The following is a 15,521-nucleotide window of genomic DNA, read 5'->3' as shown; positions in this document are numbered from 1 at the left end:
AGTCGCGCTTCCGCCCCTTGTCCGGCTTGTCTAACCTTGGCCGGACACAGGAGCCGTTTCCCGACCGACTCTCGGACCCGCTGCCGATCTCACCGCTGAACCCACAGTCGATCCTATCCCTGGGCTGTCGCCCGCAGGACCTGGTGCCCTAAATGTCGATCCTCGCGAGCCTGCATCACGTCACGAGCTACACCTACGACCACCCGGTCTCCATGGGACCGCAGGTCATCCGGCTGCGGCCGGCGCCGCACAGCCGCACCGACATTCCCGCCTATTCGCTGAAGATCTCGCCGGCTGACCACTTCATCAACTGGCAGCAGGATCCGTTCGGCAACTGGCTGGCCCGCATCGTGTTTCCCGAGCGGGTCACGGAGTTCAAGGTCGAGGTGGACCTCCTCGCCAAGCTCGACGTCATCAACCCGTTCGACTTCTTCGTCGAGGAATATGCCGAGAGCTTCCCGTTCGAGTATGCGCCGGCGCTGAAGGCAGAGCTCGCGCCCTATCTCGAGCTGGAGGATGAAGGCACCCTGTTCGCCGACTATCTCGCCTCCGTCCCGCGCGAGAAGACCCGCATCGTCGACTTCCTGGTCTATCTCAACCAGCGCCTGCAGAGCGAAGTCGGCTATGTGATCCGCATGGAGCCGGGCGTGCAGACGCCCGACGAGACCCTGACGCGTAAGCTCGGCTCGTGCCGCGACACCGGCTGGCTGCTGGTGCAGCTGCTGCGCCACCTCGGCCTCGCCGCCCGCTTCGTCTCCGGCTACCTCATCCAGCTCAAGCCGGACGTGGCGGCCCTCGATGGTCCCTCCGGCACCGACGTGGACTTCACCGACCTGCACGCCTGGTGCGAGGTGTTCGTGCCCGGCGCCGGCTGGATCGGCCTCGATCCCACCTCGGGCCTGCTGTGCGGCGAAGGCCACATCCCGCTCGCCGCCACGCCGCACTACAGCTCCGCCGCGCCCATCAGCGGTTATGTGAACGAGAAGGCCGAGGTCGAATTCGGCTTCGACATGCAGGTGGTCCGCGTCGCCGAGGCGCCGCGCGTCACGCTGCCCTTCTCGGATGAGACCTGGGCGGCCCTCGACCAGCTCGGCCACAAGGTGGACGAGGATCTCAAGGCTGGCGACGTGCGCCTCACCATGGGTGGCGAGCCGACTTTCGTGTCCATCGACGACTACCAATCGCCCGAGTGGAACACCGAGGCGCTCGGCCCGCACAAGCGCGAGCGCGCCGACGACCTCATCCGCCGCCTGCGCCGCCGCTTCGAGACCGAGGGCGTGCTGCATTACGGCCAGGGCAAGTGGTATCCCGGCGAGACGCTGCCGCGGTGGTCCTTCGACCTGTTCTGGCGCAAGGACGGCCAGCCCATCTGGCAGCGCGAGGACCTGATCGCCGACGAGAAGGTCAATTACGGCGTCACGCCGGCCGACGCCGAACGCTTCTGCAAGGCGGTGGCCGAGAAGCTCGCCGTGGGCACCGAGTTCGTCCAGCAGGCGTTCGAGGACAACATCTATTACATGTGGAAGGAGCAGAACCTTCCCGAGAACATCGCCCCCGGCGATCCGCGCATGGCGGACGAGGTGCAGCGGCGCATGCTCGCGCGCACCTTCAATCAGGGCCTCGGCACCGCCACCGGCTCGGTGCTGCCGCTGCGTCGGGTGTGGACGCCGGCCGGCCCGGCGTGGCGTTCGGAGGAATGGACCTACCGTCGCCAGTTCCTGTTCCTGATCCCCGGCGAGAGCCCCATGGGCTACCGCCTGCCGCTGGAATCGCTGCATTATCTGGCGCCCACGCGCTATCCCTATATCGTCGAGGCCGACCCCTTCGAGCCGCGCGCGCCGCTGCCGGATGCCGCCGACTTCTCCGCCCGCTACAGCACGGGGCAGGGCGGTGTCGGCGCGGGCACTGATGGCACGGACGCCGGCACGCCCGGCGGCCCGGGTGGCATGCCGCGCCATTCCATCGCCCCGCGCACCGAGGCCTACGGCGTCGGCGAGCGGGCGCAGGAGCTGGCGCGCGAATATCTCGCCAAGTACGACACCCAGATCTTCACCGCCGACACCCGCACCGCGCTCTGCGTCGAGCCGCGCAACGGCCGCCTGTGCGTGTTCCTGCCGCCAGTGGAGATCCTTGAGGACTATCTCGACCTCGTAGCCGCCCTCGAGCAGGTGGCGATCGAGCTCAACACGCCCATCCACATGGAGGGCTATCCCCCGCCCTTCGACTACCGCCTCAACCTCATCCGCATCGCGCCCGATCCGGGCGTGCTGGAGGTGAATGTCCATCCGTCTGCCAGCTGGGCCGGCTGCGTGGAGATCACCCGCATCCTCTATGAGGAGGCGCGGCTCGCCCGCCTCGGCACCGAGAAGTTCATGGTGGACGGGCGCCACACCGGCACCGGCGGCGGCAACCACGTGGTGGTGGGCGGCTCTACCCCCGCCGACAGCCCCTTCCTGCGTCGGCCGGACGTGCTGAAGAGCCTGCTGCTCTACTGGCAGCGGCATCCCTGCCTGTCCTATTTCTTCTCCGGCCTCTTCATCGGCCCCACCTCCCAGCATCCGCGGGTGGACGAGGCGCGGCACGACAGCCTTTATGAGCTGGAGATCGCCTTCTCCAAGTTCCCGGCGCCCGGGCAGGGCGAGCCCCCGGCCCCGTGGCTGGTGGACCGGCTGCTGCGCAACCTGCTGGTGGACGTCACCGGCAACACCCACCGCACCGAAATCTCCATCGACAAGCTCTATTCGCCGGACGGCCCCACCGGCCGGCTGGGCCTCGTGGAGTTCCGCTGCTTCGAGATGCCGCCGGACTGGCGCATGAGCCTTGCCCAGCAACTGCTGCTGCGGGCCCTCATCGCGCGGCTGTGGAACAAGCCGGTGCACGGCCACTGCACCCGCTGGGGCACCATCCTCAACGATCGCTTCATGCTGCCGCATTACGTCTGGCAGGACTTCCTCGACGTGGTGGAAGACCTCTCCGACGCCGGCTACCAGATCGATCCCGAGTGGTTCCGCGCCCAGTTCGAGTTCCGCTTCCCCGCTTTCGGCAAGGTGCAGCAGGCGGGCGTGGACATCGAGGTGCGGCAGGCGCTGGAATGCTGGCACGTGCTCGGCGAGGAAGGCGTGGTGGGCGGCACCGCCCGCTACGTGGACTCCTCCGTGGAGCGCCTGCAGGTGAAGGTGGAGGGCTTCAACCCCTCGCGCCACATCCTCACCTGCAATGGCCGCAAGGTGCCGTTGGCCCCCACCGGCCGCAACGGCACCTATGTGGCGGGTGTGCGCTACAAGGCGTGGCAGCCGTGGTCGGGCCTGCACCCGACCATTCCGGTGCACTCGCCGCTCACCTTCGACCTCGTGGACACCTGGAGCGAGCGCTCCCGCGGCGGCTGCATGTATTACGTCTCCCATCCGGGCGGGCGGAACTACGACACCTTCCCGGTGAACTCCTACGAGGCGGAGGCCCGCCGCCTCGCCCGCTTCCAGACCTTCGGCCACACCCCCGGCACCCTCGACGTGGTGCTGGAGACGGCGCCGGACGAGTTCCCGACCACCCTCGATCTGCGGCGCCCTGCCAGCGCCTGATCGCACGACCGTGCCGAAGTTCCGCCGCAGGCGCGCCCTGCGGCGGGCGCAGGCTGGAAGCGCTCCGAAGAGGGGTGCATCTGGCGCCAGCACGGTCATAATGGAGAACCCGGACCCACCGGGCACAGGAAGATGATGCGCGGGCAGGGGTGCCCGCGGAAGGGGTGATCGTGTCGGGTGCGGAGCAGCGGAGCGAGGTATTCGAACGGGCCGCAGCCGAAAGTCTGATCGGCGGCTACCGCACACTGCCGGCCACCCGCGACGAGATGATGGATGCGGACGGCCAGCCGCGCCGTCACTGGCAGCCCTTCCTCGCCGCACTGGCCGAGCTTGGCCCCGAGGAGTTGCGCCGGCGCTTCTCCGCCGCGGACCGCTATCTCAGGGATAGCGGCGTCTTCTATCGCGTCTATGACGACGCGGGTGGCGGCGAGCGGCCGTGGTCGCTCAGCCACATGCCGCTCATCATCGGCAATTCGGACTGGGAGGCCCTCTCTGCCGGCCTCATCGAGCGCGCCGAGCTGCTGGAAGAGGTGCTTCAGGATCTCTATGGCGACGCGCATCTGGTCGCCGATGGCGATCTGCCGGCGGCGGCTGTGGCCGGCAGCCCGGAATTCCTGCGTCCGCTGGTGGGCGTGCGCCCCGAGGGCGGGCGCTACCTGCGCGTCTACGCCGCCGACGTGGGGCGCGGCCCGGACGGGCGCTGGTGGGTGCTCGCCGACCGCACCCAGGCGCCATCCGGCGCCGGCTATGCGCTGGAGAACCGCCTCGCCTCGACGCGCGCGCTGCCGGACGTCTCGCGCAACCTGAACATGAAGCGCGTCGCCGCCTTCTTCCAGGCGCTGCGCACCTCGCTGATGAAGCTCGACCGGACGGGGGAGGGCCGCATCGGTCTCCTCACCCCCGGGCCGCTGAACGAGACCTATTTCGAGCACGCTCTGCTCGCCCGCTATCTCGGCTTCCTGCTGGTGGAAGGCGAGGACCTCACCGTGCGGGGCGATACCCTGCATGTGCGCACGGTGGCGGGCCTCAGGCGCATCGACGTGCTGCTGCGCCGCCTCGATTCCGATTTCGCCGACCCGCTGGAGCTGAACGCCCGTTCTCGCCTCGGCGTGCCCGGGCTTGTCCAGTCGGTGCGCATGGGGGGCGTGGCGCTCGCCAATGCGCTCGGCTCCGGTATCGTGGAGGCGCCGGCACTGCTCGCCTTCCTTCCGCGCATCGCCACCCGGCTCACCGGGCGACCGCTCAGCCTGCCCCACGTCGCCACCTGGTGGTGCGGCCAGCCGGCCGAGCGGGCGCAGGTGATGGAGCACCTGGACGAGCTCGTCATCTCTTCCGCCTTCGGCCGGGCGCTGCCGGGCCTGCCGGATGGTGGCTCGGTGCTCGGCGCGGACCTGACCCAGGCCGACCGGCGGCGCCTTTCCACCCTGCTCGCCCGGCGCGGGGCGGACGTGGTGGGACAGGACATCGCCCGCCTCTCCACAACGCCGGTATGGACCGGCGAGAAGCTCACGCCCCGCCCGTTCATGCTGCGGGTGTTCCTCACCGCCACCGAAAAGGGCTGGTCGGTAATGCCGGGCGGCTTCTGCCGCATCTCCTCCGCCGCTGACGCCCGCGCCGTCTCCATGCAGAAGGGCGACCGCTCGGCGGACGTGTGGGTGCTGGCGGACGGCGAGGTGGCCGACACCACGCTGCTGCCGAGCCCGGACAATGTGAAGGTCCGCCGTTCCTCCGGCACCCTGCCGAGCCGCGCCGCCGACAACCTCTTCTGGCTCGGCCGCTATGTGGAACGGGCCGAGGCGACGCTGCGCCTCTCTCGCGTGCTGGTGGGTCGCCTCGCCGAGAGCGGCGACACTGGCACCAGCCCGCTCGTGTCGCGCCTGCTCGGCCTGCTCGGGGCATGGGGCGCCATGCCGCGCGATCTCGCCCGCGCCACGCCCACCCGCTATGCCGTGGCCGTGCTCACCCGCCGCGACGTGCCCGGCGCCCTGCCGCAGCTGGTGCAGGCGGCGCGTTCGGCGGCTTCCGTCATCCGCGACCGCTTCTCGCCGGATGCGTGGCGCGCGCTGGTGGACCTCGAGACCTGCGTCTCCCAGCCGGTCCCCGCCGCCCCCTCCGAAGCCGATGTGGCGGAGCGGGCGGACGCAGCATTGCGCATCATCGCCGCCTTCTCGGGCCTCGCCTCGGAGAACATGAACCGGCTCACCGGCTGGCGCTTCCTGGAGATCGGCCGGCGCACGGAGCGCGCCATCGGTACCCTGCGCTTTGCCCGCACCTTCGGCGAGATCGGCGCCCCGCAGGGGTCGCTCGATGCGCTGCTGCAGGTGGCGGACAGCCTCATCACCTACCGCACGCGCTATGTGATGATGGAAGCCCGCGGCCCGGTGCTGGACCTCGTGCTGCTGGACCCGGACAATCCGCGCTCGGTGGCCTTCCAGGTGCATCGCATGGCGAACCACCTCAAGGTGCTGCCCGGCCGCGACCAGGATGCGCCGCCGCCCTTGTGGGAGCGCATCGTCGCCCGCATGCAGGCCGAGCTTGCCGCGAGCACGGCCGAGAGCTTCGAGCCGCAATGGTTCGACGCCATGGAGAAGATGCTTATGCAGCTCTCCGACGAGGTGTCGTCGCATTACTTCCTCCAGGGACACTCCCCGGAGATGACGCTCACCTTCGGCATGTGATGCGAGCCCCGCGAGCCCCAAGCCCGCGCGGCGCTTGAGCGAAAGCAACGAGACAGCCCGCGCGGCGCCTGAGCGAAAGCAACGAGACACCAATGCTCTATGATATTCGCCAGACCACGACCTACAGCTATCAGGTGCCGGTGCGCGTGGTGCGGCAGGTGCTGCGCATGACGCCGGTGGATCGTTTCGGCCATCAGCACGTCATCGCCCACATCCTCGATGTGGACCCCGAGCCGGCGGAGCTGGAGCAGGGCACCGACTTCTTCGGCAACGGCCTGACCTGGCTCACCATCGACCAGCCCCACGGCCATCTCTCCATCACCACCCGCAGCCGGGTGGACGTGACCGCGACGCCCCTGCCGGACCCGGCGACGACGCCGCTGGTGGACGAGGTGCGCGCTGCCGCGCTGGAGGAGACGGACCTCGGGCCGGACGCGGCCGCCCACGGTCTGTTCCCGAGCCGGGCGGTGCCCATCGACAACGAGATCACGGACTGGACGGCGACCAGCTTCCGCGGCGACCGCCCCGTGCTGGAGGCCGCGCTGGAGCTGATGCATCGGGTGCATGACGAATTCACCTACGAGCCCGGTGCCACCATCGTCACCACCTCGCCCCACGAGGCGTTCGCGGCGAAGGCCGGCGTGTGCCAGGACTTCGCGCAGGTGATGATCGCGGGCCTGCGCGGGCTCGGCCTACCGGCGCGCTACGTCTCCGGCTATCTGCGCACCATCCCGCCCGAGGGCCAGCCGCGGCTGGAGGGGGCGGATGCCACCCATGCCTGGGCCGAGGTGTGGTGCGGGCCGGCCTTCGGCTGGATCGGGCTCGACCCTACCAACGCCATCCCCGCCGGGGACGACCACATCATCCTCGCCGTCGGCCGCGACTATGCGGATGTGTCGCCGGTGGACGGGGTGATCGTCTCGTCCGGCGACCACATCCTCGCCGTGGGCGTGGATGTGGTGCCGGTGCAGGGTCGCTAGGGCCGCCTCAGCGGCCTTTGCCCATCACGAGGTCCGGGAAGCCGGTGGCGATCTGCGGGAACAGGCAGAGCAGGATCACCGCCAGCAGCATCAGGAGCACGAAGGGCACCGTGCCCCAGATCACGTCCTTCAGCGGGATGTCGGGAGCGATGTTCTTGATGACGAAGATGTTGAGCCCCACCGGCGGGTGGATGAGCCCCATCTCCATCACGATGGTCATCACCACGCCGAACCAGATCAGGTCGAAGCCCGCAGCCTTGAGCGGCGGCAGGATGATCGGCGCGGTCATCAGGATGATGGACACCGGCGGCAGGAAGAAGCCCAGCACCACCACAAGCACGAGGATGGTGGCGAGCAGCAGCCACTTGGACAGATTGAGCGCCACGATCGCCTGCGCCGCCGCCTGGCTGATGTGCAGGTAGCTCATGACGTAGGAGTAGAGCAGGGACATGCCGATGATCATCATCAGCATGGTCGACTCGCGGATGGTGGAGGTGAGGATGGGGGAGAGGTCCTTCGGCGTCCACACGCCGTAGATCAGGGCGATGAGCGCCAGCGCCAGCACGCCGCCGAGGCCCGCCGTCTCGGAGGGGGTCGCATAGCCGCCATAGAGGGCGACCATCACGCCGGTGAGCAGCACCACGAAGGGCAGCACCCGCGGCAAGGCCGCGAAGCGGTCGCGCAGGGTGAGGTTTTCCTCATGCAGCAGGGCGGAACGCGCCCCGGTCTCCGCATAGGCCTTCTTCGCCGCCGCATATTCCTGCCGGAAGCGCACCATGGCATAGCCGGCGAACAGCATCACCAGCAGCAGGCCCGGCCCGAGGCCGGCGAGGAACAGGCGCCCCAGCGACTGCTCCGCCGCGACCGCATAGAGGATCATGGTGATGGAGGGCGGCAGCAGGATGCCGAGGGTTCCGCCCGCCGCGATCAGCCCGGCGGCGAAGGCGCCGGAATAGCCGCGCTTGCGCATCTCCGGAATGCCGGCCGAGCCGATGGCCGAGCAGGTGGCGGGCGAAGAGCCGGCCATGGCGGCGAACAGGGCGCAGGCGAACACATTGGCGATGCCGAGGCCGCCGGGGATCTTGTGCATCCAGGCGTGCAGCGCCGAGTAGAGATCCTGCCCCGCCCGCGACTTGCCGATGGCCGCGCCCTTCAGGATGAAGAGCGGGATCGACAGCAGGGTGATGGAGGCCATTTCCTCGTAGACGTTCTGCGTCACCGTATCGAGGGAGGCGGCCGGCATGAAGCCGACCATGAACAGTACCGCCACGGCCCCCAGCGCAAAAGCGATGGGCATGCCGAGGAACATGGTGCCGAGGGTGGCCCCGCCATAAAGGAGGCCGACGAGGGCCGTGCTCATCGTTCCACCCTTTCGAGAAGTCCGGCGAGAACCTGAATGAGGATCTGCAGCGAGAGGAGGCCCATGCCGGCGGTCATCACGCCGTAGGGGATGGAGAGGGGCGGCGCCCAGGTGGAGGAGGTCACCTGCCCGTCCACCCACGCCTCGTGCCACAGGGTGAAGGACTTCCAGGTGAAGAAGGCGCAGAAGGCGAAGCTGAACACATCCACCACGAACTGCCGCACCCGGTTCAATCCCGGCGGGAGCATGTGGGCGAGGGCATCGATGGCCACATGGCCGCGCTGGCTCTGCACGAAGGCGGCGGTCATGAAGGTGACGCCCACCAGCAGGAAGACGGAGGCCTCGTCCTGCCAGTAGGTGGGCGCGTGGAAGAAGAAGCGCGACACCACGCTGTAGGAGAGGATGAGGCTCGCCGCCACGAGGGCGACCGAGCCGAGGGCGAGGATGAGCCGGTTGGCTCGCCTGAGCAGGCCGTGCGCCGCCACCAGCAGGGGAGGGGCGTGGGTCGCCTCCGCCCGCGCCTGCGCGCCGTGGCCGAGATCGAGCCCGTGGCTCATGCCGGCACCTCCTGCGCGAGCTTCATGAGATTGGCGCAGCCGGCGGACTTCGCGGAATAGTCCTTCCACGCGGTGTCGCGGGCGATGGCACGCCATTTCTCCACGGTGGCGGCGTCGAGATCGTGGATCTTAGCGCCTGCCTTGGCGAACACCTCGGCGACCTTGGTGTCGTCCGCCATGGCGCCGGCCTTGCCGAAGGCTTCCATCTCCAGCCCCACGGCGGAGAGCACGTCCTGCTGCGCCTTGGGCAGCTTGTCGAACACCGCCTTGGAGATGAGCAGCGGCTCCAGCATGAACCAGTAGGACTTTCCGCGCCCGGTGGTGAGCTGCTTCGCCAGCTCTTCCAGCCGGAAGGAGATCAGCGAGGTGGAGGAGGTGATGCCGGCATCGCACGCGCCGGTCTGCATGGCGACATAGAGCTCGTTCGACGGCAGCGACAGCACGGCGGCGCCGGCGGCCTGCAGCACCATGTCCATCTCGCGCGAGCCGCCGCGGATCTTCATGCCCTTGGCATCCTCGGGCGCGATCAGCGGCTTCTCGCGGCTCGCGACGCCGCCCGCCTGCCAGACCCAGGTGAGGATCTTGACGCCCTTGCTTTCAAGATATTCCGAGAAGGCCTGCCCCACCGGCTTGGTGCGCCAGGCGAGGCCCTGGTCGTAGGAAACCACGAGACCCGGCATGAGGCCGATATTGCACTCCGGCGCCTCGCCGCCCGCATAAGAGATGGGATAGAGCGAGAGGTCGAGCGCGCCCTTGCGCAGGGCCGAGAACTGGGCGTTCGTCTTCATCAGGGACGAGCCGGGATAGATCTCGAAGGCCAGCTCCCCGTTGGTGCGCTTGGTCACCTCCTCCGCGAAACGGCGCACGAGGCGGTCGCGGAAGTCGCCTTCCTCGCCGGAGGAGGAGGGGAACTGGTGCGAGATCTTGAGGGTCGTCGCCGCATGGGCAGTGCCGGTGAAGCGCAGCACGGCGGGCGCGGCCAGCGCGCCGGCCAGCACGAGGCGGCGGGAAACCGGGCGATGGATGAGGGAATGGTCGTTGGACATGCGTTTCCTCCCTTGGCCCGGTGGCTGCGGGCCTGTGGCGTTTCTTCCCGTTTCACTTGGCCGGCCCCGGTTGATCCAGGGTCCGGCAGTTCGACTTCATAACTCTTGGCGAGGACCAGATACTCGGCGGGGACCGGCCGACGGTTGATTGGCGTTGCCGGCGGCGCGGTCCCTTCTGTCAGGCGACGTTACGATAAATGTCCTTGTAGGTGTCCCGAAGGATATTCTTCTGCACCTTGCCCATAGTGTTGCGCGGCAGTTCGGAGACGAAGAAGACGCGCTTAGGCTGCTTGAACTTCGCAAGACGATTTTCGAGGGCTCGGTGGACGGCCTCTTCCGTCAGGGTCGCATCCTTCTGGGCGACAATGACGGCGGTGACGCCCTCGCCAAAATCCGGGTGGGGCACGCCGATGACCGCGCTTTCCACGACGCCCGGGATGGCGTCGATCTCGCCTTCCACTTCCTTGGGATAGACGTTGAAGCCGCCGGTGATGACCAGATCCTTGCCGCGGCCGACGATGTGGACGTAGCCCTTCTCGTCGATCTTGCCGAGGTCGCCGGTGATGAAGAAGCCGTCGCGGAACTCGGAGGCGGTCTTTTCCGGCATTCGCCAGTAGCCCTTGAACACGTTCGGCCCCTGGACCTCGATCATGCCGATCTCGCCGGTGGGAAGCACCGCGCCGGTCTCCGGATCGGTGACGCGCGCGCTGATGCCGGGGAGGGGATAGCCCACGGTGCCGGCGATGCGCGCGCCGTCATAGGGGTTGGACGTGTTCATGCCCGTCTCGGTCATGCCGTAGCGCTCGAGGATGGCGTGGCCGGTGCGCTCCTCGAAGGCGCGATGGGTCTCGGCGAGCAGCGGCGCGGAGCCGGAGATGAACAGCCGCATGCCCTTCGTCGCCTCGCGGGTGAGGCCGGGCTGGTCGAGCAGGCGTGTGTAGAAGGTGGGCACGCCCATGAGCGTCGTCACCTTGCCCGCCGACATGAGGGCGATGGCCTCCTTCGGATCGAACTTGGAGCGGAACTCCATGCTCGCGCCGGCCAGCAGGATGATGTTGGAAGCCACGAACAGGCCGTGGGTGTGGAAAATGGGCAGTGCGTGCAGCAGCACGTCGTCCGCGGTGAAGCGCCAGTAGTCCTTCAGCGTCTGCGCATTGGAGAGCAGATTGGCGTGCGTGAGCATTGCGCCCTTGGCGCGGCCCGTGGTGCCCGAAGTGTAGAGAATGCCCCCGAGATCCTCCGGCCCGCGCGCCACGTCCTCGAACGTATCGGGGAAGGCGGCGGCGGCATCGGTGAGGGAGCCCTTGCCGTCGGTGCCGAGGGTCTCGACCGCGCCGACGCCGAGCCGGGCGGCGAGCGCCCGCGCGTCCTGCTCGATCTCCGGCCGGCACACGAACACGGCGGGCTCGGCGTCGGAGAGGAAATACTCGACCTCGTTCAGCGTATAGGCCGTGTTGAGCGGCAGATAGACCGCGCCCGCGCGGATCGTCGCCAGATAAAGCGCGAGGGCGGGCCAGGATTTCTCCACCTGCACCGCCACCCGGTCGCCGGGCTTCACGCCGCGCGCGACGAGGAGGTTGGCGAGGCGGGCGGACAGGGCGAGGGCGTCGCCATAGGTCTCCACCGTCCCGTCCATGAGGCGGGCGAGGGGCTTGTCCATCGCCGGGATGGCGGCGCGGATGGCGCTGAAAAGGTGGTTCTCGGTCATATCTTCGTCTCGTTGGCGGCTGTGCCGGTGGCGCGGCGGTCAGCTCAGGACACGGGCAAGTTCAGGAAGCCGGAACGAGGGCGCGGGCGCCCGCATCCGCCCGCAGCAGCTTCTTCACCGCCGCGCTCGCGACAACCTCGCCCTTGCCGGCGAAGGCCTCGTGGTTCTTCTCGATGTCGTTGAGGACATAGCGGTAATTCACCATGAGCCCCGCCGCCTGGGCGATGCCCTTGGGCGAGAGGTCGCCCATGGGATTGATCTTCTCCAGCCGCGCGCCGTTGCCGAGGTGGAAGCGGGCCACCGGGTCCACCGGCTTGCCCTTGGCGGTGCGGGCGACGAGGAAGTAATAGGCCGCGGCGGCGTTCAGCACCGGCGTCAGCGCCTCGCGGACTTCCGCCTTTTCGGCCCAGTCCGGCGTATCCAGCGCCTTGAGCGTCTCCTTGTCGGCGACGGTGAGGGCGGCCGGCGTCTCGGCCTTGCGCTCGCCGTCGAGCCAGGCACGGAAGCCGGGGACGGGGGAGAGGGTAACGAAGGTGGTGAGCGAGGGAATCTCGCGGGAAATCTCCTCCACCACCTGCTTGATGAGGAAATTGCCGAAGGAGACGCCGCCAAGCCCGCGCTGGCAGTTGGAGATGGAATAGAAGACGGCCGTGGTGGCCTTCTCCGGCTCCAGCAACTCGCGCGACTGGTCCAGCACCGGGGCGATGGCGCCGGGAATGTCCTTGGTGAGCGCGACCTCCACGAAGATCAGCGGCTCGTCCACCAGCGCCGGATGGAAGAAGGCGTAGCAACGCCGGTCCGGGCTGTCGACGCGGGCGCGCAGGTCGTTCCAGTCGCGGATGGCGTGCACCGCCTCGTAGCGGATGATCTTCTCCAGCACATTGGCGGGCGTCGACCAGTCGATGCGTCGCAGCACGAGGAACCCCCGGTTGAACCAGGACGAGAACAGGTGGCCGAAATCGCGATCCACGGCGGCGAGGTCGCGCCGGTGGACCATGGCGTCCATCAAATGCTCGCGCATCCGGACCAGGGAGAGGGTGGCGCCCGCGGCCATGTTGAAGCGGCGGAACAGCTCCTGCCGGCGCGGCTCGCTGGCAAGGTGCAGTTCGGCCGTCGCCGCATCCGATCCGGTGCGGCCATAGCTGGCGATCGCCGCATCGAGACGGGCGCGGTCCGGCCCGAAGGTCTCGGCCAGCGCCTCGAAGAAGGCGATGCGCTCGCCGGTCTTCATGCGGGCGTAGCGGTCGAGGATGTCGGTGGCGAGGGCCACGCCCGAGGCTTCGCCGCGACCGGAGAGAAGCTGTTCGCAGCGTTCCACCAGCGTCGCCGCCTTGGTGGCGCCGGATGTGCGTGTGTTGCGGTCCAGCAGCGCGCGGCCGCGATCCGCGATGGTGGTGAGAAGATCGCCGAAGAAGGACGCGTTCGAATTCATCGCCGCACTCCACCAGCCCCGCTGCCGGACATCCCCACCGTCATGGGACGGCGCTCGGCCCGCGAAGGCAACCCCAAGGCCGCCCGCCGGAGCGTTCTCTTTCGGGTGATCCTGCTTCCGGTGTGGGGCAAAAGTGGCGCTCCGGTATCGAGATGTGGCATCTTCCAGGATCCCCGCGGCGTCTGTCGGCAATAGAAATCCAACTGCATTTTTTGTCAACATTCATGTATGCAAGATTTTCTCTCTTGCATTGAATGGCGGGACTCGGCTTTCTGATGATGGGGAGTTGGCAAGGAGCGCCGTCGTGCGGGGAGAGCAGACGCCGAGGCTCAGGGAGGCGCTGGAGGACGACATCGTCGCCGGCCGGCTGAAGCCCGGGCAGCGGCTCGACGAGGTGGGCCTCGCCGAGCGGTTTGGCGTTTCGCGCACGCCCATCCGCGAGGCGCTGATCCAGCTCTCGTCGTCCGGCCTGGTGGAAATCCGTCCCCGCCGCGGCGCCTTCGTGGTGCTGCTCGGCCCGCGCGAACTGATCGAATCCTTCGAGCTGATGGCCGAGATCGAGGCCTCCTGCGGCCGGCTGGCCGTGCAGCGCATGGGCCCCTCCGACCGCGAGGCGATATCGGACGCGCACGAGACCTGCCGCATCGCCGCCGCCGCCGGCGACGAGGAGGCCTATTATCCCGCCAATGCCCGTTTCCACGCCGCCATCTATGCCGCCACCGGCAACCGGGTTCTGGCAGGGGAAGCACTGAGATTGCAGCGGGGGCTCCAGCCCTATCGCCGCCTGCAGCTGAAAGTGCCGCGCCGCGTGGAGGCGTCCTTCGCCGAGCACCAGGGCATCGTCGACGCCCTGTTTGCCGGCGACGGCCCGCTCGCCGCCGAGCGCCTCAGGGCCCACGTGCTGGTGCAGGGCGAGCGCTTCATGACGCTGCTTGCCGCGCTCCAGGCCGAATCGGAGGCGCTGGAGGACGCCGGCTGATGGCCCCAGCGGACGTCCTCCGCCCGACCTGATGCGCTTCGGGCCCCGCCCGACATCCGCGCCGCACTGGGGCCAATCGCGCTCCGGTAAGGCCCGGCTGGTCACCCACACTGCGCCGTGGACACCGCCCCATCCCCTGTTGCCGCGCCGCAAGCCTTCCGATAAAAGAAACCCGCTCCTGCGCCACGCACCCGTAGCTCAGCTGGATAGAGCGCCGCCCTCCGAAGGCGGAGGCCACACGTTCGAATCGTGTCGGGTGCGCCATTGCAATCAGAAATTGCTTCGGCATTTTCGAGGAAGTCGCGCCTTTTCATCCTGTCGCTGGACGCTCGTTGACCGCCTTGGCAAGACCGGGGCGCGGCGCGCGCCTGCATCTGAATCTCGTTATCTCCAAAATTCGACGGTCTATGAGACGCTCGGCTGGGCGAGCCCGCTTCCACAGCGGCCTCTGAAGATCATGGGAGTCGGCAGACGCCCGATGCCTCCCCGTTGCGCTCAAATCGTCATTCACAAGCACCTGGTCCGCCCCCGCCTCTCGTCACGGCGAACTGCTCTCCCTTCAACTCGCGACCAGATCTCCCTCCTTGTGGGAAGCAGGCGCTATATCACTGTCCTGAAGACGGGCGTGAACCGCCCCGGCTTCACCGGAGGCCATTTGGTTTAAGTCACGCCGCCATTTGCTGCTCACCGAGCATGACGTCGTAGCGCTCCTCGGCTTCGGCCGGCGGGATGTTGCCGATAGGCTCCAGCAGCCGGCGATGGTTGAACCAGTCAACCCAGGTCAGCGTGGCGAACTCGACGGCCTCGAAGGATCGCCAAGGCCCCCGACGGTGGATGACCTCGGCCTTGTAGAGGCCATTGATCGTCTCGGCGAGTGCGTTGTCATAGCTGTCACCGACGCTGCCGACGGAGGGCTCGATGCCGGCCTCAGCCAGCCGTTCGGTGTAGCGAATGCTCACATATTGCGAACCGCGGTCGCTATGGTGCACCAGGCCGCCGCGATGGGCGGGCCGTCGCTCGTGAAGGGCCTGCTCCAGCGCATCCAGCACGAAGCTGGCATGCGCGGTCCGGCTCACCCGCCAGCCGACGATGCGGCGAGCATAGGAGTCGATCACAAAGGCGACGTAGACGAAGCCCACCCAGGTGCTGACATAGGTGAAGTCCGAGAGCCAGAGCCGGTTAGGCGCCGGCGCATGGAACACC

The 15,521-nt window shown here is 68.3% G+C and carries 10 protein-coding genes and 1 tRNA gene; 5 read left to right on the top strand and 6 right to left on the bottom strand.

Annotation, left to right across the window (positions count from 1 at the left end):
- The first annotated feature begins 152 nt into the window (after positions 1–152).
- From FHT36_RS18075 to FHT36_RS18065, 3 genes are all read left to right on the top strand, one after another.
- Positions 153–3,578 carry a DUF2126 domain-containing protein gene (locus FHT36_RS18075; protein ID WP_169123900.1) on the top strand — a complete coding sequence of 1,142 codons (3,426 nt, stop codon included), beginning with the start codon at positions 153–155 and terminating at the stop codon, positions 3,576–3,578.
- A gap of 170 nt (positions 3,579–3,748) precedes the next feature.
- The gene (locus tag FHT36_RS18070) at positions 3,749–6,256 is read left to right on the top strand and encodes a circularly permuted type 2 ATP-grasp protein (RefSeq protein WP_309298297.1); all 2,508 of its coding nucleotides are present in this window, start codon (positions 3,749–3,751) and stop codon (positions 6,254–6,256) included.
- Between the two features lie 92 nt (positions 6,257–6,348).
- Positions 6,349–7,236 (top strand): transglutaminase family protein, encoded by an 888-nt coding sequence (locus FHT36_RS18065; protein WP_169123899.1) that lies wholly within the window; start codon positions 6,349–6,351, stop codon positions 7,234–7,236.
- 7 nt (positions 7,237–7,243) lie between these two features.
- Here FHT36_RS18065 and FHT36_RS18060 read toward each other — a convergent pair whose 3' ends face one another.
- The 5 genes from FHT36_RS18060 to FHT36_RS18040 all read right to left on the bottom strand — a co-directional run bounded on the left by FHT36_RS18060 (position 7,244) and on the right by FHT36_RS18040 (position 13,339).
- Positions 7,244–8,596, bottom strand: a complete 1,353-nt coding sequence (locus tag FHT36_RS18060; RefSeq protein ID WP_169123898.1) for a TRAP transporter large permease — start codon at positions 8,594–8,596, stop codon at positions 7,244–7,246.
- Positions 8,593–9,153 carry a TRAP transporter small permease gene (locus tag FHT36_RS18055; RefSeq protein WP_169123897.1) on the bottom strand — a complete coding sequence of 187 codons (561 nt, stop codon included), beginning with the start codon at positions 9,151–9,153 and terminating at the stop codon, positions 8,593–8,595. Before FHT36_RS18055 ends, FHT36_RS18060 begins: the two co-directional genes overlap by 4 nt.
- Positions 9,150–10,199 carry a TRAP transporter substrate-binding protein DctP gene (gene dctP / locus FHT36_RS18050; protein WP_169123896.1) on the bottom strand — a complete coding sequence of 350 codons (1,050 nt, stop codon included), beginning with the start codon at positions 10,197–10,199 and terminating at the stop codon, positions 9,150–9,152. The genes FHT36_RS18055 and dctP overlap by 4 nt, the downstream gene beginning before the upstream one ends.
- 178 nt (positions 10,200–10,377) lie before the next feature.
- Complete coding sequence (locus FHT36_RS18045) at positions 10,378–11,907, bottom strand: malonyl-CoA synthase (protein WP_169123895.1); 1,530 nt, start codon at positions 11,905–11,907, stop codon at positions 10,378–10,380.
- A 61-nt stretch (positions 11,908–11,968) separates the two neighbouring features.
- Complete coding sequence (locus FHT36_RS18040) at positions 11,969–13,339, bottom strand: malonyl-CoA decarboxylase (protein ID WP_169123894.1); 1,371 nt, start codon at positions 13,337–13,339, stop codon at positions 11,969–11,971.
- A 304-nt stretch (positions 13,340–13,643) separates the two neighbouring features.
- Here FHT36_RS18040 and FHT36_RS18035 point away from each other — a divergent pair, with 304 nt between their 5' ends.
- Both FHT36_RS18035 and FHT36_RS18030 read left to right on the top strand, forming a co-directional pair.
- Positions 13,644–14,318 carry a GntR family transcriptional regulator gene (locus FHT36_RS18035; RefSeq protein ID WP_169123893.1) on the top strand — a complete coding sequence of 225 codons (675 nt, stop codon included), beginning with the start codon at positions 13,644–13,646 and terminating at the stop codon, positions 14,316–14,318.
- 187 nt (positions 14,319–14,505) lie between these two features.
- Positions 14,506–14,582 (top strand) — tRNA-Arg (locus FHT36_RS18030).
- A 401-nt stretch (positions 14,583–14,983) separates the two neighbouring features.
- Here FHT36_RS18030 and FHT36_RS18025 read toward each other — a convergent pair.
- A partial coding sequence (locus FHT36_RS18025; RefSeq protein WP_169123892.1) for an IS3 family transposase occupies positions 14,984–15,521 on the bottom strand: 538 nt, incomplete at its 5' end.

The organism is Xanthobacter sp. SG618, from assembly GCF_012932745.1.
Taxonomy (GTDB): Bacteria; Pseudomonadota; Alphaproteobacteria; order Rhizobiales; family Xanthobacteraceae; genus Xanthobacter; species Xanthobacter flavus.
This window is presented reverse-complemented; position numbering and strand designations above follow the sequence as displayed.